Origin of the sequence: Janthinobacterium fluminis, assembly GCF_028595325.1 — a bacterium.
GTDB classification, from domain to species: domain Bacteria; phylum Pseudomonadota; class Gammaproteobacteria; order Burkholderiales; family Burkholderiaceae_D; genus Janthinobacterium; species Janthinobacterium fluminis.
Genome location: NZ_JAQQXR010000003.1, coordinates 372,147 through 392,535, shown reverse-complemented (window position 1 = coordinate 392,535; position 20,389 = coordinate 372,147). Strand labels below are relative to the sequence as shown.

Sequence of the window (20,389 nt, the reverse complement as noted above, 5' to 3'; positions counted from 1 at the left end):
CGGCGGCGGCCGGGACGCCGCCCCGCTCCCGCCGCGCTTACAGGCTGCCCTTGGTCGACGGGATCGTGCCGGCGGCGCGCGCGTCGAGTTCGGCGGCCATGCGCAGCGCGCGGCCGAAAGCCTTGAACACGGTCTCGCATTGATGGTGAGCGTTCACTCCGCGCAGGTTGTCGATGTGCAGCGACACCAGCGCGTGGTTGACGAAGCCCTGGAAAAACTCGTGCGCCAGGTCGACGTCGAAGCCGCCTATCATCGAGCGGCTGAACGGCACATGGTATTCCAGGCCGGGCCGGCCGGAGAAATCCAGCACCACGCGCGACAGCGCCTCGTCCAGCGGCACGTAGGCGTGGCCGTAGCGGCGGATGCCCTTCTTGTCGCCCATGGCCTTGGCCACGGCCATGCCCAGCGTGATGCCGACGTCTTCCACCGTGTGGTGGGCATCGATATGCAGATCGCCGTTGGCTTCGATGTCGAGGTCGATCAAGCCGTGGCGGGCGATCTGGTCGAGCATATGGTCGAGGAAAGGCACGCCGGTGTTGAGCTTTTGCAAGCCCGTGCCGTCGAGGTTGATGGCGACGCGAATGTGCGTCTCATTGGTACTGCGCGTGATTTCTGCGGTGCGGTTCATGGGGAGGCTCTGGCGATTGGCTATGCGAGCGATGCTTTTACAACATCGAAAAATACGGAATTCTCTTCCGGGGTGCTGACGGTGACGCGTATGCAATTTGTCAGCACACCATGCATTTTACTCATATTTCTGACCAAGACCTTGCGGGCGTGCAGTTTTGCGCACACTTCGTCTGAATCCGGCACACGGATCAAGAGGAAATTCGCGGCCGACGGAAACACCTCGACGCCGGGCAGGGCCGCCAGGCTGGCGGCCAGTTCGCCGCGCGCGGCGCGCAGCACGGCCGCCTGCTCGTTGAGCACCGCGATGTGATCGAGCGCAAACTCGGCCGCCGTCTGCGTCAACACATTGACGTTGTAGGGCGGGCGCACCTTCTCGAACTGCTCCAGCAGCGCCGGCGCGGCCGACATATAGCCGAGGCGGATGCCGGCCAGGCCCAGCTTGGACAGCGTGCGCATCACCACCAGGTTCGGGCACGCCGGCAGCCGCCCCATGAAGCTGTGCTGGGCGAACGGGCCATACGCCTCGTCGACGACGACGATGCCGTTCTCGCCCATCGCCGCGATGATGGCCAGCATGTCGTCGGCGTCGTACAGATTGCCGGTCGGGTTGTTCGGATAGGCCAGGAACAGCAGCGCCGGCCGATGCTCGGCGATCGCCGCCAGCATCGCCGCGCGGTCCAGCGTGAAGTCGGCCCGCAGCGGCACGCCGACGAAATCCATGCCGGCGAACTGCGCCGAGCGGGCGAACATGACGAAGGCCGGCACCGGCGCCATCATCACGGCGCGGCGGTCCTGGCGCGCGCAGGCCATCGCCATGATGGAAATGAGTTCGTCGGAGCCGTTGCCGAGCAGGACGTCGTAACCGGCCGGCACGCCCAGTTGCTGGCACACCTTGGCCTTCAGCGTCGCGTAGGACGCCACCGGGTAGCGGTTCAGCATCGCCGCGGCCAGACGCCGGCCCAGCTCGGCGCGCAGATGCTCCGGCAGCTCGTAGGGGTTTTCCATCGCGTCCAGTTTGATGTAACCGCTCGCATCGGGCACGTGGTAGCCGCCGATGTCACGGACGTCGGCGCGGATCGTATTGCTGATGAGGTTTTCGATGAAAGACATGCTGCGAACGCTCCTAAAGTGTGACTGTTTCCGGTTTTGGCTTCTTGGCCCCGGGCTTGGCTGCCGCCTTCTTGACCGCCGCTGTGCCGGCGCGCTTGGCGGGCGCGCGCTTGGCCGGCGGCTTCGCCCCGGCCTTGGCCCCGGCCCCGGCCGGCGCCGCATCCAGCGCCGCCAGGCGGGCGTGGATGATGTCGCAATAGTCCTGGTTCAGCTCGAAGCCGACGAAGCGGCGCCCGCAGCGCTTCGCCGCCAGCGCCGTGGTGCCGCTGCCCATGAACAGGTCGAGCACCACGCCGTCCGGCGGGCAGGACGCCTTGACCATGCGCTCGATGATTTCCAGCGGCTTCTGGGTCGGGTGGTCGGCCCGCTCCGGATGCTCCTTGTGCAGCCGCGAGACGCTCCACAAGTCCTTCGGGTTGTAGCCGATTTCCAGCCACTTGGCGCCGACGAAAATCGAGCGCGAACGGGCCTTCTTGGTGGCCGCGTCGTAGGCGATGCGCACGGCGTCCAGGTCGAAATAGTAATCCTTGCGCTTGACGAAAAAGCCTATCGTGTCGTGCACCGACGAGTAGCTGCGCACGCTGCCGCCCATCGACGGCACCCGGCGGTCCCAGATGATTTCGTTCATCATCGTCATGCGCCGCTTCAGCATGACGAAGATCTCCGGCGAAAAACGCCAGGTCAGGAAGATGTACAGGCTGCCGTTCGGCTTCAGCTTGGGCAGCGCGGCGGCGATCCACTCCTCGGTCCAGCGCAGGTATTCCTCCACCGTCTGCTGGTCCGAGGCGTTGCCGTAGTCCTTGCCGAGGTTGTAGGGCGGGTCGGTCAGGATCAGGTCGACGGCGCCGTCGGGGATGCGCGCCAGGCCGGCCAGCGCATCCTCGCAGTAGACCTGGTCGAGCCAGGCCCGGCTGTCGCTCATGGCCGCGGCTTCAGGCGCAGTTCGGCGCTGCGCGCGTGCGCCTGCAAGCCTTCGCCGTAAGCCAGTTCGGCGGCCACCTTGCCCAGGGTTTGCGCGCCGGCCTCGCTGACGTGGATGATCGACGAGCGCTTCTGGAAGTCGTACACGCCCAGCGGCGACGAGAAGCGCGCCGTGCGCGAGGTCGGCAGCACGTGGTTCGGGCCGCAGCAATAGTCGCCCAGCGACTCCGACGAGAAGCGGCCGAGGAACATGGCGCCGGCGTGGCGGATCTGCTCGGCGTACTGCTGCGGCTCCTCGGCGGAGATTTCCAGGTGCTCGGCGGCGATGGCGTTGGCGATGGCGCAAGCCTCGGCCATGTCGCGCACCTTGATCAGCGCGCCGCGGTCCCGCAGCGAGGTGCGGATGGTGTCGCGCCGCGGCATCGTCGGCAGCAGCCGCTCGATGCTGGCCTCGACGCGGGCGAGGTAGGCGGCGTCCGGGCACAGCAGGATGGCCTGCGCCAGCTCGTCGTGCTCGGCCTGGGAAAACAGGTCCATCGCCACCCAGTCCGGCTCGGTCGTGCCGTCGCAGAGGATGAGGATTTCCGACGGGCCGGCGATCATGTCGATGCCGACGATGCCGAAGACGCGGCGCTTGGCGGCGGCCACATAGGCGTTGCCGGGGCCGACGATCTTGTCGACCGGGGCGATGCTCGCCGTGCCGTAGGCCAGCGCGCCGACGGCTTGCGCGCCGCCTATGGTGATGACGCGGGTGACGCCGGCAATCGCCGCGGCCGCCAGCACCATCTGGTTCTTCACGCCGTCCGGGGTCGGCACCACCATGACGATCTCGGCGACGCCGGCGACCTGGGCCGGGATCGCGTTCATCAGCACCGACGAGGGATAGGCGGCCTTGCCGCCGGGGACGTAGATGCCGACCCGGTCCAGCGGCGTGATCTTCTGGCCCAGCACGGTGCCGTCCGGCTCCGTGTAGCTGAAGCCCTGCAGCTCCCGCTTCTGCCGTTCGTGGAAGGCGCGCACGCGCGCGGCCGCCGTCTGCAGCGCCTCGCGCTGGGCGGCGGGCAGGGCGGCCAGCGCCGCCTGCAGCTCCTGCTGCGTGATGTCGAAGGCCGCCACGTTGGCCGCGCCGCCGTTCGGAATGCGGTCGAAGCGGTTGGTGTATTCCAGCACGGCGGCGTCGCCGCGCGCCTTGACGTCGGCCAGGATGGCCGCCACCGCCGTCTCAATGGCCGCGTCGGTGCCGGCCTCGAACGCCAGCAGCGCGTCCAGTGCTTGCTTGAAGTCGGCTTGGGTTGAATCGAGCTTGCGTATCGTAATCGACATAATGGGTTCCAGCGGACTAGCCTTGGTTTTTCGAGGCGCGTTCGAATGCTTCGATGATCGGTTGCAGACGCTCGCGTTTCAGCTTCAGCGCGGCCTGGTTGACCACCAGGCGCGAGGAGATCTCCATGATGTGCTCGACCTCGACGAGGTTGTTGGCGCGCAGCGTGTTGCCGGTGCTGACGACGTCGACGATGGCGTCGGACAGGCCGACCAGCGGCGCCAGCTCCATCGAGCCGTACAGCTTGATCAAGTCGACGTGCACGCCCTTGGCGGCGAAATGCTCGCGCGCCGTCTCGACGAACTTGGTCGCCACGCGCAGGCGCGCGCCCTGGCGCACGGCCGTCGCGTAGTCGAAGCCGGCTTGCACGGCGACGGCCATGCGGCAGGCCGCGATGTTCAGGTCGATCGGCTGGTACAGGCCCTCGCCGCCGTGCTCCAGCAGCACGTCCTTGCCGGCCACGCCGAAGTCGGCGGCGCCGTACTGCACATAGGTCGGCACGTCGGTGGCGCGGACGATGATGACGCGCACGTTCGGGTCGTTGGTCGCCAGGATCAGCTTGCGCGAGGTTTCCGGATTGTCCTTGACGGTGATGCCGGCCGCCTCCAGCAGCGGCAGCGTGTCGTCGAAAATGCGGCCTTTCGACAGCGCCAGAATCAACTGGGAATTGGCGCCGCTGTTCGATCCATTCATGATGTTCATCCTTACTTGAGGCGCGAAATATTCGCGCCGACGGCCGACAGCTTCACTTCCATGCGGTCGTAGCCGCGGTCGAGGTGGTAGATGCGGTCGATCACGGTTTCGCCCTCGGCGGCCATGGCGGCGATCACCAGCGAAGCCGAGGCGCGCAGGTCGGTGGCCATCACGGGCGCGCCGCGCAGGCGCTCGACGCCGGCGATGATCGCCGTCTTGCCTTCGATGGTGATGGCGGCGCCCAGGCGGTTCATCTCCTGCACGTGCATGAAGCGGTTCTCGAAGATCGTCTCGGTGACGCGGCTGGCGCCGCCGGCGATGGCGTTCACCGCCATGAACTGCGCCTGCATGTCGGTCGGGAAGCCCGGATATTCGGTGGTGCGGAAGCTCACCGGGGTCGGCCGGCGCGACATCTGCGCGCGTATCCAGTCGGCGCCGAAGGTCATCACCAGGCCCATGTCGCGCAGCTTGTCGAGCGCGGCGTCGAGGATGTCGACGCGGGTGTTGGTCAGCGTGATGTCGCCGCCGGTGGCCGCCACGGCGCACAGGAAGGTGCCGGTTTCGATGCGGTCGGCGATCACCGCGTGGCTGGCGCCGTGCAGCTCGGCGACGCCCTGGATCACCAGGCGGTCGCTGCCGATGCCCTCGATCTTCGCGCCCATCTTCACCAGCAGGTGCGCCAGGTCGGTCACTTCCGGTTCGCGGGCGGCGTTTTCCAGGATGGTTTCGCCCTCGGCCAGCGTGGCCGCCATCAGCAGGTTCTCGGTGCCGGTGACGGTGATCATGTCGGTGACGATGCGCGTGCCCTTGAGCTTCTTGCACTTGGCGTAGATGTAGCCGCCCTCGACGGTGATCTCGGCGCCGAGCGCCTGCAAGCCCTTGATGTGCTGGTCGACGGGGCGCGAACCGATCGCGCAGCCGCCCGGCAGCGACACCTTGGCCTGGCCGAAGCGGGCCAGCAGCGGGCCCAGCACCAGGATCGAGGCGCGCATGGTCTTCACCAGCTCGTAGGGCGCTTCCAGCGTGTCGATGGCGCCGCCGTTGAGCACGACGCGCTCGCCGTCCTGCTCGACCTTCAAGCCGGTCTGGCCGAGCAGCTTGAGGATGGTCTTGACGTCGTGCAGCTTCGGCACATTGCTCAGCTCCAGGTCGCCGCTGGTCAGCAGGCCGGCGCACAGGATGGGCAGGGCGGCGTTTTTCGCGCCGGAGATGGCGATGTCGCCGGACAGGCGCTGGCCGCCTTGAATGAGGAGCTTATCCATGCGTGCTTATCCTTGGAATTCTTCGGGGGTGAGGGTTTTCATCGACAGCGCGTGGATTTCCTCGCGCATGCGCTCGCCCAGGGCCGCGTAGACCAGCTGGTGGCGCTGGATCAGGCGCTTGCCGGCGAAGGCGGGCGAGACGATGAGGGCGCTGAAGTGCTGGCCGTCGCCCTCCACTTCCAGGTGGGTGCATTCGAGGCCGGCGGCGAGGTAGCCGTGGATCAGTTCTGGGGTCGTGGTCACGATAAGTCCTTGGTGCGTGTGGCGTAATGGAATAGTTAAATGGGCTGGCCGCTGCTATGGTAAATCAATGGCGCAGCCGGTAGCCGCTTTTCAGCAGGCGGATCGACAGCAGCGCCAGCAGAACCAGGAAGCTGCCGACGATGGCCAGGCTCAGCGCCGGGGCTACGTCGGACTTGCCGAAGAAGCCGTAGCGGAAGCCGTCTATCATGTAAAAGAAGGGGTTCAGGTGCGACACCGACTGCCAGAACGGCGGCAGCGAGTGGATCGAATAGAACACCCCGGACAGGAAGGTGGCCGGCATGATCAGGAAATTCTGGAAGGCCGCCAACTGGTCGAACTTCTCCGCCCAGATGCCGGCGATCAAGCCCATCGTGCCGAGCATGGCGGCGCCGAGGAAGGCGAACACGGCGATCCACAGCGGCGCCGCGAACGACAGGTCGGCGAACCAGACGGTGATCAGGAAGACGCCGCTGCCGACGGCCAGGCCGCGCACCACCGAGGCCAGCACGTAGGCGGAGAAGATCTCCCAGTGCGACAGCGGCGTGAGCAGAATGAACACCAGGTTGCCGGTGATCTTGGACTGGATCAGCGACGACGAGGAGTTGGCGAAGGCGTTTTGCAGCACGCTCATCATCACCAGGCCGGGAATCAGGAAGGCCGTGTAGCTGACGCCCTGGTGGACCTGGACGCGGCCGTCGAGCACGTGGCCGAACACCAGCAGGTACAGCATGGCCGTCAGCACCGGCGCGGCCACGGTCTGGGTCGCCACCTTCCAGAAGCGCAGCGTCTCTTTGTAGACGAGGGTGCGGAAGCCCGTCGATATCATAATGTGCCCTTATCCATGATCTGCAGGAAGATGTCTTCCAGATCGGCTTGTTGCAATTGCATTTCGTCGAGGACCACGCCGGCCTCGCGCAGCCGGGCGAGGATTTTCTCGACTTCGGCGTACTCGTTCACGCGCAGGCTGAACTTGTTCGGCCGCGGCGCCTCGTCGACGTGGTTGATCAGGTGGCGCAGGTCGGCCGGCAGCGTGCCGCTCTTCAGGTGCAACAGCAGTTGCGAGCCGGAGATGCGGCGTATCAGGGCCGACATCGTGTCCAGCGCCACCACCTTGCCGCTTTTCAGCATGGCGACGCGCTGGCACATGGCCTGCGCCTCTTCCAGGTAATGGGTCGTCAGCACCACCGTGTGGCCCTCGCGGTTCAGGCGCGAGATGAATTTCCACAGCGTCTGGCGCAGCTCCACGTCGACGCCGGCCGTCGGCTCGTCGAGCACGATCACGGGCGGCTTGTGCACCAGCGCCTGCGCCACCAGCACGCGGCGCTTCATGCCGCCCGACAACGCGCGCATATTCGTGTCGGCCTTGCTGGTCAGGTCGAGGTTTTCCATGACCTCGTCGATCCAGCGGTCGTTGTTCGGCAAGCCGAAATAGCCCGACTGCAGGCGCAGCGTCTCGCGCACCGTGAAAAAGGGGTCGAACACCAGCTCCTGCGGCACCACGCCGAGTTGCTTGCGGGCGCGGCGGAAGTCGCCGACGACGTCATGGCCGTGGATGGCGACGCTGCCGGCGTCGGGCCGGATCAGGCCGGCGATGATGGAAATGAGCGTGGTCTTGCCGGCGCCGTTGGGGCCGAGCAGGCCGAAGAATTCGCCCTCCTCGATCGCCAGCGAGACGCCGCCCAGCGCCTTCAGCGATTGATAGCTCTTTTCGACATTCGTAATTTGGATTGCAGTCATGCTTGGCTTCAGTGTGGAGTGATGCAAGGTCGCCCGGCCAGGTACGCGCGGCATCAGCCGGCATGGCCAGCCTAAACGCGGCCGCCTGCGGTGCAACAGTCAATTATATTTGAAATCCGACCCGTCAGAGTCGAACCGGCAATTACCGGCGTGGAGCGGGGAGTGGGGCGGGGGTCAATGGTGGTGCAGATCGGCCGGGCTGGCCTGGGCGCCGTCCTGGGCGCTGGAAACCAGCGCGCATACGCCATACAGTTTGGTCAGGCTCTGCAGCTTGTCCGGCAGGTTGCGCACGTCCAGCTTCGCGCCGGCCTTGACGGCGGCGCGCTGCCACGCCAGCAGCACCGACACGGCGGCCGAGTCGACCTGCTTGACGTTGCGCAGGTCAAACACGGTCTGCCCCGACTGGATGGCGTCGACGCCCTGCGCCAGGGCCGCTTTGGCGTTGTGCACGGTAAGCGAAGTCAGCGATTGCAGGGTATCGAGGGAGTCTGGCATGGCGAAGAATTATTTGGCGTTGGTTTTGGCTGGGCGGCTGGCCAGTTTCTTGTTCTTTTCGGACAAGGTCTTGATCAAGCCGTCGATGCCGGATTTGCTGATTTCGCTGGCAAAACTGCCTTTGTAGGTCTCGACCAGCCAGGCGCCCAGCACGTTGATGTCGTAGATCTTCCAGCCCGTCGGCGCCTTGGCGACGCGGTAGTTCAGCACGACCGGCTCGCCGCGCGCCACGTTCACCTGGGAACGCACTTCCACTTCCGTGTCGCCCGGATCGGCGCGCAGGGGCTTGAATTCCACGGTTTCATTCTTGATCTGCGACAGCGCGCCCGAGTAGGTGAAGACGAGCAGGGTGCGGAATTCCGCGGCCAGCTGCTTCTGCTGCTCGGGGCTGGCGTCGCGCCAGTAGCGGCCGGCCGCCAGCGCCGTCATGCGCTGGAAATCCACGTAGGGCAGGATCTTCGATTCGACCAGATCCATCACGCGCTTCTGGTTGCCGGCCTGGATTTCCTTGTCGGACTTGGCCGTGTCGATCACTTCCTGGCTGATGCGTTTGACCAGGGCGTCCGGCGCCTCGGCCGCGGGGGCGGCGGCCTGCGCGCCGAAGGCGAGGGCCATCGCGGCGGCGCTGATGAGTTGTTTGAGTAATTTCATGTATTTACCTTAAATGTAATAGTCTGCCGGCTCACAGGCCGGCGTTGTGCTCGGCCGGCGTGTCCGTGGTTAACTCCTCGGGGAGCGCTTCGGACGACAAGGGCGCCGCCGCATCGGCAATCGGCTCGGGCGCCTCGACCGCGGCCTGCTTGGCGTTCTTGCGGGTGCGCGGATTGCCTTCGCCGTCGAAGACCTTGCTTTCACGCAGTTGCAGGAAGCTGTCGCGGACAAATTCGTAACGGTCCAGCGCCGCCTCTTCCATCAGGTTCGAGGCGTCCAACAGATAGGCGCGCTTGTCGACGACGCGCGTGGCGATGCCGATGTTGCGCAAATAATTCGGCTCCTTGTAGCGCCAGGGGTCGGCCATGATATCGAGCGGCAAACCGGCCGTGTCGCGCAGGGTCGACGGCCCCAGCAGCGGCAACATCAGGTAGGGACCGGATTTGACGCCCCAGTAACCGAGGGTCTGGCCGAAATCCTCGCTGTGCTTGGGCAAACCGGCTTCCGAGGCGATGTCCAGCAAGCCCAGTATACCAAAACTGGAATTGAGCATCACACGGGTGAAATCGGACATGCCGGCCTCGCCCTTGCCCTGCATCAGGTTGTTGGCGGCGCTCCAGACGTCGGCCAGGTTGCCGAAGAAGTTGCCCACGCCCGTTTGCACGAAGGACGGCAGCACCGACTTGTAGACGGTGGCGGCCGGCTTCAGGGCAGCCTGGTCGACCGTGTCGTTGAACTTGAACATGGCGCGGTTGAAGCCCTCCAGGGGGTCGCGCGGGTTGCCCGAGGTGGCGCAACCGCTCAGCGCGGCGGCGGCGGCCACGGCCAGGCCGAGACTGCGCAGCCCGGAAACTGTCATGATATGGCTCATTTGCTATCCTTTCCCTCGGCCGCCTTGCTATAGATGAACTGATTGATCAGGTCTTCCAGCACCGTGGCCGATTGCGTCCTGCTGATTTTGTCGCCGGCGACCAGATTGTTGACGTCGCCGCCCGCCTCGATGCCGATGTATTGCTCGCCCAACAGACCGGCCGTCAAGATCTTCGCCGAGCTATCCTTGGGGAATTTATACCCCTCTTCGAGGTTCAGCGTCACGAGGGCCTGGTAATGCTTGTCGTCGAAGCTGATCTTCGCCACACGGCCGACGACGACGCCGGCGCCCTTGACGGCCGCCTGGGGGCGCAGGCCGCCGATGTTGTCGAACTTGGCCGTCACGGCATAGGTCTTGGCGAAGGAGAGCGTGCTCATATTGCCCGCCTTCAGGGCCAGGAACATCAGCGCCACGACGCCGAGCACGACAAACAGGCCCACCCACACATCCAATGATTTACGTTGCATAAAGCTATCCTAAATGATTTTTTGCATCCACAGCCTCGCGTGGCTGCCATCCGATTCGATTACTTGCTGAACATCAACGCCGTCATCACGAAATCCAGCCACCACACCATCAGCGAGGAAATCACCACCGTGCGCGTGGTCGCGCCGGCGACGTCTTCCGGCGTCGGCTGGGCCTGGTAACCCTGGTACAGCGCGATAAAGGTGATGGCGATGCCGAACACCAGGCTCTTGACGAAGCCGTTGGCGATATCTTTCCAGATATCCACGCCGCTTTGCATCTGCGACCAGAACGAGCCCTCGTCGACGCCGATCAATTGCACGCCGACCAGGTAGGCGCCGAAGATGCCGACCGCCGTGAAAATGCCCTGCAACAAGGGCATGGCGATGACGCCGGCCCAGAAACGCGGCGCCAGCACGCGCTGGATCGGATTCACGGCCATCATTTCCATCGCCGACAATTGCTCGCCGGCCTTCATCAAACCGATTTCCGTCGTCAGCGAGGTGCCGGCCCGGCCGGCGAACAGCAGGCCGGTGACGACGGGCCCCAGTTCGCGCGTCAGCGACAGGGCCACCAGCAGGCCCAGCGCCTGCTCGGAGCCGTATTTATTCAAGGTGTAATAACCCTGCAAGCCCAGCACCATGCCGACGAACAGGCCGGAGACAACGATGATCAGCAGCGAATAGTTACCGACAAAAAACAACTGCCCGCTCAGCAGGCGCGGCCGGCGCAGCACGCCGCCCGAGGCGCCCAGCAGGGTGAAGAAGAAGCGCGTCGTGAAACCCAGTTCGACCAGGGTGTGGCGCAGCCAGGCGCCGATGGCGGCGAGGAAATTGACGATCATGCGCGTTTCCCCAGGCCCAGGTCGTCGGCCAGCGAGCGCCCCGGATAGTGGAAGGGCACGGGGCCGTCGGCCTCGGCGTGGACGAATTGCTTGACATACGGGTGGTCCGAGGCGGCCATCTCGGCCGGCGTGCCGTGGGCGACGATTTTCCCCGACGACAGGAAATACACATAGTCGGCGATGGCGAAGCATTCCTTGACGTCGTGCGACACCAGGATGGACGTGGAGCCGAGGGCGTCGTTCAGATTGCGGATCAGATTGGCCGCCACGCCCATCGAAATCGGGTCCAGGCCGGCGAAGGGCTCGTCGTACATGATCAGTTCCGGGTCGAGGGCGATGGCGCGCGCCAGCGCGACGCGCCGGCCCATGCCGCCGGAAATCTCGGCCGGCTTCAGCTGGGCGGCGTTGCGCAGGCCGACGGCGTGCAATTTCATCAGCACCAGGCTGCGGATCAACTCTTCCGGCAAGTCCGTGTGCTCGCGCAGCGGGAAGGCGACGTTCTCGAAGGCCGTCAGGTCGGTGAACAGGGCGCCGTGCTGGAACAGCATGCCCATCTTGCGGCGCAACTGGTACAACTGCGCCGTGCCCAGCGCGTGGACGATCTGGCCGTCGACGTTGACGGCGCCCGAGCTGGGGCGCAACTGGCCGCCGATCAGGCGCAACACCGTCGTCTTGCCGCTGCCGGAACCGCCCATGACGGCCACAACTTTTCCACGTGGAAAGTCCATCTGGAGGCCGGACAAGATGGCCCGCTCTCCATAGGCAAAGTGTAGATCGCGTATTTCGACAAGATTTGGCACGACGAGACTCATTATTTTTAATGGCGTATTGTAGTGCAGAAACGCCAATCTCTGCTGACGGCCCCGCTTTTCCGGCCGTCGAAAGACGCAGGATACAGGACTAATGAACGAAAAGTCAGATATTTTTCGTAAAAAATGTTGCGCCGCAATGCGGGCATTAAATTTCCACAGCGCAATTTCGCGCGCCGAGTGGCGCGCGCGGGAAGAAAAAACGGGAAATTGTCGATTTTTTAAGAAAAAAGCGCGGAAAGGAGGCGGATATGGCAAACATGGCGCCTTGACAAGCCCAACGGCGGCGCGGCGGGCCGGACAAGTCCGGCCGCGCCCCGTTGCCGTCGTTTTTTTACAACAATCAGCGCGGCAGCAGCGAGGCGCCCATCAGGAACTCGTCGACGGCGCGGGCGCACTGGCGTCCCTCGCGGATGGCCCAGACCACCAGCGACTGGCCGCGGCGCATGTCGCCGGCCGCGAACACGTTAGGCGCCGAGGTTTGATAGCAGCCGGCGCCATCCGTGCTGGCCTTGGCGTTGCCGCGCGCATCTTTTTCCACGCCGAAGGCATCCAGCACCTGTTGCACCGGCGACACGAAGCCCATCGCCAGCAAGACCAGGTCGGCCTTCATCTCGAATTCCGAGTCGGGCACCTCGCTCATCTTGCCGTCCTTCCATTCGACGCGGCAGGCGATCAGCTTTTCCACCTTGCCGCCCTTGCCCTCGAAACGCTTGGTCGCCACGGCCCAGTCGCGCTCGCAGCCCTCCTCGTGCGAGGACGAGGTGCGCAGCTTGGTCGGCCAGTACGGCCACACCAGCGGCTTGTTTTCCCGCTCGGGCGGTTGCGGCATCAGCTCGAACTGGGCCACCGACGCGGCGCCGTGGCGGTTCGACGTGCCGACGCAGTCCGAGCCGGTGTCGCCGCCGCCGATGACGACGACGTGCTTGCCGCCGGCCTTGATCTGCTCCTTGACCTTGTCGCCGGCGTTGACCTTGTTTTGCTGCGGCAGGAAGTCCATCGCGAAATGCACGCCCTTCAGCTCGCGCCCCGGCACCGGCAGGTCGCGCGGCTGCTCGGCGCCGCCGGCGATGATGACGGCGTCATAGTCTTTTTCCAAATCCTCGGGGAAGATCGTTTCCTTGGCCCAGTTGTTGACGTTGGCGGGGAAGTCCTTGCCGACCAGCACGCTGGTGCGGAAGACCACGCCCTCCGCCTCCATCTGCTTGACGCGCAGGTCGATATGCGCTTTCTCCATCTTGAAGTCGGGAATGCCGTAGCGCAGCAAACCGCCGACGCGATCGCTTTTCTCGAACACGGTGACGGCGTGGCCGGCGCGCGCCAGTTGCTGGGCCGCGGCCAGGCCGGCCGGGCCGGAGCCGACGACGGCGATTTTCTTGCCGGTGCTGAAGCCGGCCGGCTGCGGCGCCACCCAGCCGTGCTCCCAAGCCATGTCGATGATCTTGTGCTCGATCGACTTGATGCCGACCGGGTCTTCGTTGATGCCCAGCGTACAGGCCGACTCGCAGGGCGCCGGGCAGATGCGGCCCGTGAACTCGGGGAAGTTATTGGTCGAATGCAGCACGTCTAGGGCTTCGCGGTAATTGCCGCGGTACACCAGGTCGTTCCAGTCCGGGATGATGTTGTTGACCGGGCAGCCCGTCGTGCAGAAGGGGATGCCGCAATCCATGCAGCGGGCGCCCTGGGCCGTCGCCTGCTCGTTGGACAGGTGCAGCACGAATTCCTGGTAGTTCTTGAGGCGCGCGGCAGGCGGCAGATAGCCCTCTTCCTGACGCTTGAATTCCATAAAGCCGGTGATTTTACCCACGATAAATCCTTTAATCTGTTGCTAGGTCAATGTCGCGCTCGCTTACGCGGCGATCGGCTGCACTTCCATGCCGGCGTTCTCGGCCATCTCGATCAGCGCGCGCTGGTATTCGCTCGGGAAGACCTTGACGAATTTGCTGCGCGCCTGGCCCCAGTCGTCGAGCAGGAAGCGGGCGCGCGTGCTGCCGGTGTGCTTGAAGTGGCGCTCGATCAAGCGTTTCAGGATCGCCTCGTCCGCCTCCGGCTCGCCGTCGCGGTGCTGGCTGTGCCAGGAGGCCCGGTCGAGCTGCTGCTCGGCGCTGCTCAGCACCGGTTCCAGGCTGACCATCGCGGTGTTGCAGCGCTTGGCGAAGTCGCCCAGCGCGTCGTAGACGTAGGCGATGCCGCCCGACATGCCGGCGGCGAAATTGCGCCCCGTCGCGCCCAGCACGACGACGGTGCCGCCGGTCATGTATTCGCAGCCGTGGTCGCCCAGGCCCTCGACGACCGCCGTCGCGCCCGAGTTGCGCACCGCGAAGCGCTCGCCGGCCACGCCGTTGAAGAAGGCTTCGCCGGCGATGGCGCCGTACAGCACGGTGTTGCCGACGATGATGTTGTCCACCGCCCAGCCGCGGAACTCGGTGTTCGGCCGCACGATGATGCGGCCGCCCGACAAGCCCTTGCCGACATAGTCGTTGCCCTCGCCGACCAGGTCGAGCGTGATGCCGTGCGCCAGGAAGGCGGCGGCCGACTGGCCGGCCGTGCCTTGCAACTGGATGTGGATGGTGTCGTCGGGCAAACCGGCGTGGCCGTACTTCTTCGCCACCTCGCCCGACAGCATGGTGCCGACGGTGCGGTTGACGTTGCGCACCGGCGAGATGAAGGAGACGCGCTCGCCTTTTTCCAGCGCCGCGCGGGCTTGCGCGATCAGCTTGTGGTCGAGGGCCTTTTCCAGCGCGTGGTCTTGCTGCTCGACGTGGCGCGTGGCTTGCCCGGCGGCCAGGGCCGGCTTGTGGAAGATGGCCGAGAAATCCAGGCCCTTGGCCTTCCAGTGGGCGATGGCCTTCGACTTGTCGAGCAGCTCGACCCGGCCGATCAGCTCGTCGTAACTGCGGATGCCCAGCTGCGCCATCAACTGGCGCGCCTCTTCGGCGACGAAGAAGAAGTAGTTGACGACATACTCCGGCTTGCCGGAGAACTTGGCGCGCAGCACGGGGTCTTGCGTGGCGACGCCGACGGGGCAGGTGTTCAGATGGCATTTGCGCATCATGATGCAACCCTCGACGACCAGCGGCGCCGTCGCAAAACCGATCTCGTCGGCGCCCAGCAGGGCGGCGATGACGACGTCGCGGCCGGTTTTCATCTGGCCGTCGGCCTGCACGCGGATGCGGCTGCGCAAGCCGTTCAACACCAGCGTCTGCTGGGTTTCGGCCAGGCCCAGCTCCCACGGCGTGCCGGCGTGCTTGACCGAGGACAGCGGCGAGGCGCCCGTGCCGCCGTCATGGCCGGCGACGACGACGTGGTCGGCCTTGGCCTTGGTGACGCCGGCGGCGACGGTGCCGATGCCCACCTCGGACACCAGCTTGACGGAGATCGAGGCGCGCGGATTGGCGTTCTTCAAATCATGGATCAGTTGCGCCAGGTCTTCGATCGAATAGATGTCGTGGTGCGGCGGCGGCGAGATCAGCCCCACGCCCGGCACGGAGAAGCGCAGGCTGGCGATGTATTCGGACACCTTATGGCCGGGCAACTGGCCGCCTTCGCCCGGTTTCGCGCCCTGCGCCATCTTGATCTGGATCTGGTCGGCCGAGTTCAGGTAGGCCGCCGTCACGCCGAAGCGGCCGGACGCCACCTGCTTGATGCGCGAGCGCAGCGAGTCGCCCGCCTGCAAGGGGATGTCGACGACGATCTGCTCGGCGCCGACGACGGAGGCCATCGTCTCGCCCTGCTTGATGGGAATGCCCTTCAATTCCATCACATAGCGGTTCGGGTCTTCGCCGCCCTCGCCCGTGTTCGACTTACCGCCGATGCGGTTCATCGCCACGGCCAGCGTGGCGTGCGCCTCGGTGCTGATCGAGCCCAGCGACATGGCGCCGGTGGCGAAACGCTTGACGATTTCCTTGGCCGGCTCGACCTCGTCGAGCGGGATGGCCTTGGACGGGTCGAGCTTGAACTCGAACAGGCCGCGCAAGGTCAGGTGGCGGCGGCTCTGGTCGTTGATGATCTGCGCGTACTCCTTATAGCTGGAGAAATTGTTGCTGCGGGTCGCATGCTGCAGCTTGGCGATCGCGTCCGGCGTCCACATATGCTCCTCGCCGCGCACGCGGAAGGCGTACTCGCCGCCGGCGTCGAGCCGGTTCGCCAGCAGGGGGTCGTCGCCGAAGGCCAGCGCGTGCAGGCGCAGCGCCTCCTCGGCCACCTCGAACACGCCGATGCCCTCGACGTTCGAGGCCGTGCCGCGGAAGTATTTGTCGACCAGCGACTTGTTCAAGCCGATCGCCTCGAAAATCTGCGCGCCGCAATACGACATATAGGTCGAGATGCCCATCTTCGACATCACCTTCATCAAACCCTTGCCGATGGCCTTCGTGTAGTTGTAGACGGCCGTCTCGCCCGACAAGTCGCCCGGCAAGCCCTGCGCCATCTCCATCAGCGTTTCCATCGCCAGATAGGGGTGGACGGCTTCCGCGCCGTAGCCGGCCAGCAGCGCGAAGTGGTGCGTCTCGCGCGCCGAGCCGGTTTCCACGACGAGCCCGGTGGAAGCCCGCAAACCCTTGCTGACCAGGTGCTGATGCACGGTCGATGTCGCCAGAAGCGCGGGGATGGCGACTTGATCGGCGCAGATCGTGCGGTCCGAGACGATCAGGATGTTGTGGCCGGACTTCACCGCGTCGACCGCCTCGGCGCACAGCGAGGCGAGGCAGGCTTCGACGCCTTCCTTGCCCCAGGCCAGCGGATAGCAGATGTTCAACTCATAAGCCTTGAACTTGCCGCCCGTATGCAGGCTGATGTTGCGCAGCCGCGCCATGTCGTCGAAACCGAGCACCGGCTGCGCCACTTCCAGGCGCATCGGCGGGTTCACGTTATTCGTGTCGAGCAGGTTCGGCTTCGGCCCGATGAAGGACACCAGCGACATCACCATCGCCTCGCGGATCGGGTCGATGGGCGGGTTCGTCACCTGGGCGAACAATTGCTTGAAGTAGTTGTACAGCGGCTTGAGCTTGTTCGACATCACGGCCAGCGGCGAATCGTTGCCCATCGAGCCGGTCGCCTCCTCGCCGGCGACGGCCATCGGCGCCATCAGGAACTTCAAGTCTTCCTGGGTGTAGCCGAACGCCTGCTGGCGGTCCAGCACGGAGGGCAGGGCCTTCTCGCCGGGCGCCGTGGCGTACTTGACGCGGTTGTGCGCCAACTGGCTTTCGCTGAGCTTGATTTCATTGAGCTTGATGCGCACCGAATTGATCCAGGCCTTGTAGGGCTTGGCGTTCGAATACATGTCCTTGAGCTCTTTATCGTCGATGATGCGGCCCGCTTCGAGGTCGATCAAGAACATCTTGCCCGGCTGCAAACGCCATTTCTGGATGATCTTCGATTCCGGGATGGGCAGCACGCCCGATTCCGAGGCCATCACGACCAGGTCGTCGTCGGTGACGATGTAGCGGGCCGGGCGCAGGCCGTTGCGGTCCAGCGTGCCGCCGATGTGGCGGCCGTCCGTGAAGGCCATCGCGGCCGGGCCGTCCCACGGCTCCATCATCGCCGCGTGGTATTCATAGAAGGCGCGGCGGTTGTCGTCCATCGTCGTGTGGTTTTCCCACGCCTCCGGGATCATCATCATCATCGCCTGGGCGATCGGATAGCCGGCCATCAACAGCAGTTCCAGCGCATTGTCGAAGCAGGCCGTGTCGGACTGGCCCTCGTAGATCAAGGGGAACAGCTTGTGCAGGTCGTCGCCCAGCACGGCCGACTTCATGACGCCCTCGCGCGCCCGCATCCAGTTGAAATTGCCCTTGACGGTGTTGATCTCGCCGTTATGCGCGATCAAACGGTAGGGGTGCGACAGCGGCCACTCGGGGAAGGTATTGGTCGAGAAGCGCTGGTGCACCAGCGCCAGCGCCGAAATGCAGCGGGCGTCCTGCAAGTCCTTGTAATAGACGCCGACCTGGTCGGCCAGCAGCAGGCCCTTGTACACGATGGTGCGCGCCGACATCGACGGCACGAAGAATTCCTTGCCGTGCAGCAGTTTCAAGGCCTGGATGGCGTGGCCCGACGATTTGCGGATCACATACAGTTTGCGCTCCAGCGCGTCGGTGACCATGATGTCCGGGCCGCGGCCGATGAAAATCTGGCGTATCACCGGCTCCTTCGCCCGCACGGTCGGCGACATCGGCATGTCGCAGTCGACCGGCACGTTGCGCCAGCCCAACACGACCTGGCCTTCGATGCGCACGGCGCGCTCGATTTCCTGCTCGCAGGCGATGCGCGAGGCGTTTTCCTTCGGCAGGAAGACCATGCCGACGCCATATTCCCCGGGCGGCGGCAATTCCACGCCCTGGGCCGCCATTTCGTCGCGGTAGTACTGGTCGGGGATCTGGATCAGGATGCCGGCGCCGTCGCCCATCAGCGCGTCCGCGCCGACGGCGCCCCGGTGGTCCAGGTTCTTCAGGATCAGCAGGCCCTGCTCAACGATGGAATGGGTCTTGTTGCCCTTGATATGGGCGACGAAACCGACGCCGCAGGCATCGTGTTCGTTGGAAGGATCGTACAAACCTTGAGCAATCATGAGTTTCTCCACCGCGTTCTGAAATCGAAAAACTAGATTAGTGCAATGCAGCAGAAAACTCAACCGGAATAAATAGGGTCGGAGTCGAATTAATTTACGCCGCGTCGCTCAAAAAATTAAATAGGGACAGAGTAAGGCGGTTTTCAAAAAAACCGGATTTTTTGACAAATCCGGCCCGTCCGGCGTCCTTGAAAATCAGTCCGCGGCGATTTTTTCAACCGTTTTGAATGGCCGTCCCCGTTTCGCCGGCAATACCTGGCGCTTCAGGCGCTGTTCCAGCGCCGTCTTGAACTGCTCGGAGCCCAGCGGCCAGCCCTTGAGCACGGCTTTTTCCACGGTGCGCACGGCGTCGGCGCCCAGCGACTGCTCCGTCAGCCTCAGATAGGCCGCTTCGCGGTCGAACGGCGTGTTGCCCAGCGCCCAATACAGGGGATGGTCGGTGATGATGGGGTCGGGCCGCACGCCGACGTGGTGGGCGTAGCTGGACCAGGCGTAATCGAGCGGGCGCGCCGCCAGGCCGGCGCCGACGGGGGTGAATTCCAGGTAGCGGCTGCAGCTCAGCAGGTAGTTTTCCGGGTCGATCAGCGAGGTTTTATAGCGCCCCTGCCACAGGGTGCCGCTGCGTTGGTATTTCTGGTTGAAGTAGGGCACGTAATAGCGCCCCAGCCACTGCATCATCTGGCCCAGTCCGCCCGCGTCGGCCGGTGACACCAGCAAATGCAGCTGTTCCGGCATCAAGACATAGGCGTGGACGGCGACCTTGAAGGTTTTCGCGGCCGTGCGCAGCCAGCCGAGGAAGGCGACGTAGTCGGCGGCGTCGTAGAAGATGAACTGGCCATTGTTGCCGCGTTGTACGACGTAATGCGGCTGGGCAGGCAGGATGAGGCGGGGAAGGCGGGCCATATGCGTAAAAAATGAGCGGTGGATGGCACAATTTTACGCACAAATGCGACTCTGTCCCTATTTTATTTGCAGATGGGGAAAAACGCCGCGACTCTGTCCCTTTTTACGGCGGCGGCATGAAAACGACGCCGGCCGCCGGCCTTGCGCCTTTGGCCTACGACAGATTGAAGCTGGTCGACAGGCTGTAGCCCTCGCCATACGCGCTGCGCAGCGGCAAGTCCTGGCCCAGCCCGCTGCGCGCCTTCTTGCGCAGCCGGTACACCAGCATGTCGACGCGGCGCCCCGCGTCCGGGTCGTCGCCGCCCATGCCGGCGACGATGACGTCGCGCGGCACGGGACGGGTATTAATCGTCAGCAAGTGCAGGAAGTTGAACTCTTTTTCCGTCAGGGCGATGACGGCCCCCATCAGCTCAAGCTGGCGCGCGCTCACTTTCAGCGTCCACTTGCCCGGCATCGGCAGGGGGTCTTGCGGCCCGACGCGGCGGTCCAGCGCCTCGATATGGGCGGCCAGCTCGGGGAACTTGATCGGCTTGGTCAGATAATGGTCGGCGCCCAAACGCAGGCCGAGGATGCGGCTGTCGAACGCCACCCGGCCCGTCAGCACCAGCACGCCGATCTGCGGATACAGTTGGCGCATGCGCGGAATCACGTTGAAGCCGTCCTCGTCGGGCAAGCCAAGATCGAGCACGACGACACCGACATTGCCCTGGCTCAAGGCCGCCCACATATCCCCGGCCGAGCTGGTGATATGGACTTCGTGTTCGAGCTCCGTCAAAAACTCTGCCATGTCTTCGGCATAGTCCAGATTGTCTTCGACGATCAATATTTTCGTCATTGCTGCGCCATTTTTCGGTTAGTGAGCAAACCGC

General features: G+C 64.7%; 19 protein-coding genes. All 19 read right to left on the bottom strand.

Annotation, left to right across the window (positions count from 1 at the left end):
* Positions 1 to 37: 37 nt before the first annotated feature.
* The 19 genes from hisB to OIK44_RS10310 all read right to left on the bottom strand — a co-directional run bounded on the left by hisB (position 38) and on the right by OIK44_RS10310 (position 20,355).
* On the bottom strand, positions 38 to 628 hold the full coding sequence (gene hisB, locus OIK44_RS10400; RefSeq protein WP_273670673.1) for an imidazoleglycerol-phosphate dehydratase HisB: 591 nt from the start codon (positions 626 to 628) through the stop codon (positions 38 to 40).
* Between the two features lie 20 nt (positions 629 to 648).
* Entirely contained in the window at positions 649 to 1,740 is a 1,092-nt protein-coding gene (hisC, locus tag OIK44_RS10395; protein ID WP_273670672.1) for a histidinol-phosphate transaminase, read from the bottom strand.
* A 13-nt stretch (positions 1,741 to 1,753) separates the two neighbouring features.
* On the bottom strand, positions 1,754 to 2,662 hold the full coding sequence (locus OIK44_RS10390) for a DNA-methyltransferase (RefSeq protein WP_273670671.1): 909 nt from the start codon (positions 2,660 to 2,662) through the stop codon (positions 1,754 to 1,756).
* The gene (gene hisD / locus OIK44_RS10385) at positions 2,659 to 3,984 is read right to left on the bottom strand and encodes a histidinol dehydrogenase (protein ID WP_273670670.1); all 1,326 of its coding nucleotides are present in this window, start codon (positions 3,982 to 3,984) and stop codon (positions 2,659 to 2,661) included. The genes OIK44_RS10390 and hisD overlap by 4 nt, the downstream gene beginning before the upstream one ends.
* A 16-nt stretch (positions 3,985 to 4,000) precedes the next feature.
* Positions 4,001 to 4,675 (bottom strand): ATP phosphoribosyltransferase, encoded by a 675-nt coding sequence (gene hisG, locus OIK44_RS10380; RefSeq protein ID WP_273670669.1) that lies wholly within the window; start codon positions 4,673 to 4,675, stop codon positions 4,001 to 4,003.
* An 11-nt stretch (positions 4,676 to 4,686) separates the two neighbouring features.
* The gene (murA, locus tag OIK44_RS10375) at positions 4,687 to 5,937 is read right to left on the bottom strand and encodes a UDP-N-acetylglucosamine 1-carboxyvinyltransferase (protein ID WP_273670668.1); all 1,251 of its coding nucleotides are present in this window, start codon (positions 5,935 to 5,937) and stop codon (positions 4,687 to 4,689) included.
* A gap of 6 nt (positions 5,938 to 5,943) precedes the next feature.
* Positions 5,944 to 6,180, bottom strand: a complete 237-nt coding sequence (locus OIK44_RS10370; RefSeq protein WP_273670667.1) for a BolA family protein — start codon at positions 6,178 to 6,180, stop codon at positions 5,944 to 5,946.
* A gap of 64 nt (positions 6,181 to 6,244) precedes the next feature.
* The gene (locus OIK44_RS10365) at positions 6,245 to 7,006 is read right to left on the bottom strand and encodes an ABC transporter permease (protein ID WP_273670666.1); all 762 of its coding nucleotides are present in this window, start codon (positions 7,004 to 7,006) and stop codon (positions 6,245 to 6,247) included.
* Entirely contained in the window at positions 7,003 to 7,917 is a 915-nt protein-coding gene (locus OIK44_RS10360) for an ABC transporter ATP-binding protein (RefSeq protein WP_273670665.1), read from the bottom strand. Before OIK44_RS10360 ends, OIK44_RS10365 begins: the two co-directional genes overlap by 4 nt.
* Positions 7,918 to 8,091: 174 nt before the next feature.
* A complete protein-coding gene (locus OIK44_RS10355) occupies positions 8,092 to 8,412 on the bottom strand; it encodes an STAS domain-containing protein (RefSeq protein ID WP_273670664.1) in 321 nt (106 codons plus the stop codon).
* A gap of 9 nt (positions 8,413 to 8,421) precedes the next feature.
* A complete protein-coding gene (locus OIK44_RS10350) occupies positions 8,422 to 9,063 on the bottom strand; it encodes an MlaC/ttg2D family ABC transporter substrate-binding protein (protein WP_273670663.1) in 642 nt (213 codons plus the stop codon).
* Between the two features lie 31 nt (positions 9,064 to 9,094).
* The gene (locus tag OIK44_RS10345) at positions 9,095 to 9,922 is read right to left on the bottom strand and encodes an MlaA family lipoprotein (protein WP_273670662.1); all 828 of its coding nucleotides are present in this window, start codon (positions 9,920 to 9,922) and stop codon (positions 9,095 to 9,097) included.
* Between the two features lie 8 nt (positions 9,923 to 9,930).
* Positions 9,931 to 10,401 (bottom strand): outer membrane lipid asymmetry maintenance protein MlaD, encoded by a 471-nt coding sequence (gene mlaD, locus OIK44_RS10340; protein ID WP_273670661.1) that lies wholly within the window; start codon positions 10,399 to 10,401, stop codon positions 9,931 to 9,933.
* A 59-nt stretch (positions 10,402 to 10,460) separates the two neighbouring features.
* Positions 10,461 to 11,243 carry a lipid asymmetry maintenance ABC transporter permease subunit MlaE gene (mlaE, locus tag OIK44_RS10335; RefSeq protein WP_273670660.1) on the bottom strand — a complete coding sequence of 261 codons (783 nt, stop codon included), beginning with the start codon at positions 11,241 to 11,243 and terminating at the stop codon, positions 10,461 to 10,463.
* A complete protein-coding gene (locus OIK44_RS10330; RefSeq protein WP_273670659.1) occupies positions 11,240 to 12,043 on the bottom strand; it encodes an ABC transporter ATP-binding protein in 804 nt (267 codons plus the stop codon). Before OIK44_RS10330 ends, mlaE begins: the two co-directional genes overlap by 4 nt.
* Positions 12,044 to 12,395: 352 nt before the next feature.
* A complete protein-coding gene (locus OIK44_RS10325; RefSeq protein ID WP_273670658.1) occupies positions 12,396 to 13,859 on the bottom strand; it encodes a glutamate synthase subunit beta in 1,464 nt (487 codons plus the stop codon).
* Between the two features lie 42 nt (positions 13,860 to 13,901).
* Positions 13,902 to 18,617 carry a glutamate synthase-related protein gene (locus tag OIK44_RS10320; protein WP_273670657.1) on the bottom strand — a complete coding sequence of 1,572 codons (4,716 nt, stop codon included), beginning with the start codon at positions 18,615 to 18,617 and terminating at the stop codon, positions 13,902 to 13,904.
* A gap of 195 nt (positions 18,618 to 18,812) precedes the next feature.
* Positions 18,813 to 19,520, bottom strand: a complete 708-nt coding sequence (locus OIK44_RS10315) for a transposase (RefSeq protein WP_273670656.1) — start codon at positions 19,518 to 19,520, stop codon at positions 18,813 to 18,815.
* Between the two features lie 154 nt (positions 19,521 to 19,674).
* A complete protein-coding gene (locus tag OIK44_RS10310; RefSeq protein ID WP_273670655.1) occupies positions 19,675 to 20,355 on the bottom strand; it encodes a response regulator transcription factor in 681 nt (226 codons plus the stop codon).
* Between the last annotated feature and the right edge of the window lie 34 nt (positions 20,356 to 20,389).

Excerpts from the sequence above, each read along its gene's own strand:
- hisB (WP_273670673.1), bottom strand. The coding sequence starts at position 628 with ATGAACCGCACCGCAGAAATCACGCGCAGTACCAATGAGACGCACATT.
- hisC (WP_273670672.1), bottom strand. The coding sequence starts at position 1,740 with ATGTCTTTCATCGAAAACCTCATCAGCAATACGATCCGCGCCGACGTC.
- OIK44_RS10390 (WP_273670671.1), bottom strand. The coding sequence starts at position 2,662 with ATGAGCGACAGCCGGGCCTGGCTCGACCAGGTCTACTGCGAGGATGCG.
- hisD (WP_273670670.1), bottom strand. The coding sequence starts at position 3,984 with ATGTCGATTACGATACGCAAGCTCGATTCAACCCAAGCCGACTTCAAG.
- hisG (WP_273670669.1), bottom strand. The coding sequence starts at position 4,675 with ATGAATGGATCGAACAGCGGCGCCAATTCCCAGTTGATTCTGGCGCTG.
- murA (WP_273670668.1), bottom strand. The coding sequence starts at position 5,937 with ATGGATAAGCTCCTCATTCAAGGCGGCCAGCGCCTGTCCGGCGACATC.
- OIK44_RS10365 (WP_273670666.1), bottom strand. The coding sequence starts at position 7,006 with ATGATATCGACGGGCTTCCGCACCCTCGTCTACAAAGAGACGCTGCGC.
- OIK44_RS10360 (WP_273670665.1), bottom strand. The coding sequence starts at position 7,917 with ATGACTGCAATCCAAATTACGAATGTCGAAAAGAGCTATCAATCGCTG.
- OIK44_RS10355 (WP_273670664.1), bottom strand. The coding sequence starts at position 8,412 with ATGCCAGACTCCCTCGATACCCTGCAATCGCTGACTTCGCTTACCGTG.
- OIK44_RS10350 (WP_273670663.1), bottom strand. The coding sequence starts at position 9,063 with ATGAAATTACTCAAACAACTCATCAGCGCCGCCGCGATGGCCCTCGCC.
- OIK44_RS10345 (WP_273670662.1), bottom strand. The coding sequence starts at position 9,922 with ATGACAGTTTCCGGGCTGCGCAGTCTCGGCCTGGCCGTGGCCGCCGCC.
- mlaD (WP_273670661.1), bottom strand. The coding sequence starts at position 10,401 with ATGCAACGTAAATCATTGGATGTGTGGGTGGGCCTGTTTGTCGTGCTC.
- mlaE (WP_273670660.1), bottom strand. The coding sequence starts at position 11,243 with ATGATCGTCAATTTCCTCGCCGCCATCGGCGCCTGGCTGCGCCACACC.
- OIK44_RS10320 (WP_273670657.1), bottom strand. The coding sequence starts at position 18,617 with ATGATTGCTCAAGGTTTGTACGATCCTTCCAACGAACACGATGCCTGC.
- OIK44_RS10315 (WP_273670656.1), bottom strand. The coding sequence starts at position 19,520 with ATGGCCCGCCTTCCCCGCCTCATCCTGCCTGCCCAGCCGCATTACGTC.
- OIK44_RS10310 (WP_273670655.1), bottom strand. The coding sequence starts at position 20,355 with ATGACGAAAATATTGATCGTCGAAGACAATCTGGACTATGCCGAAGAC.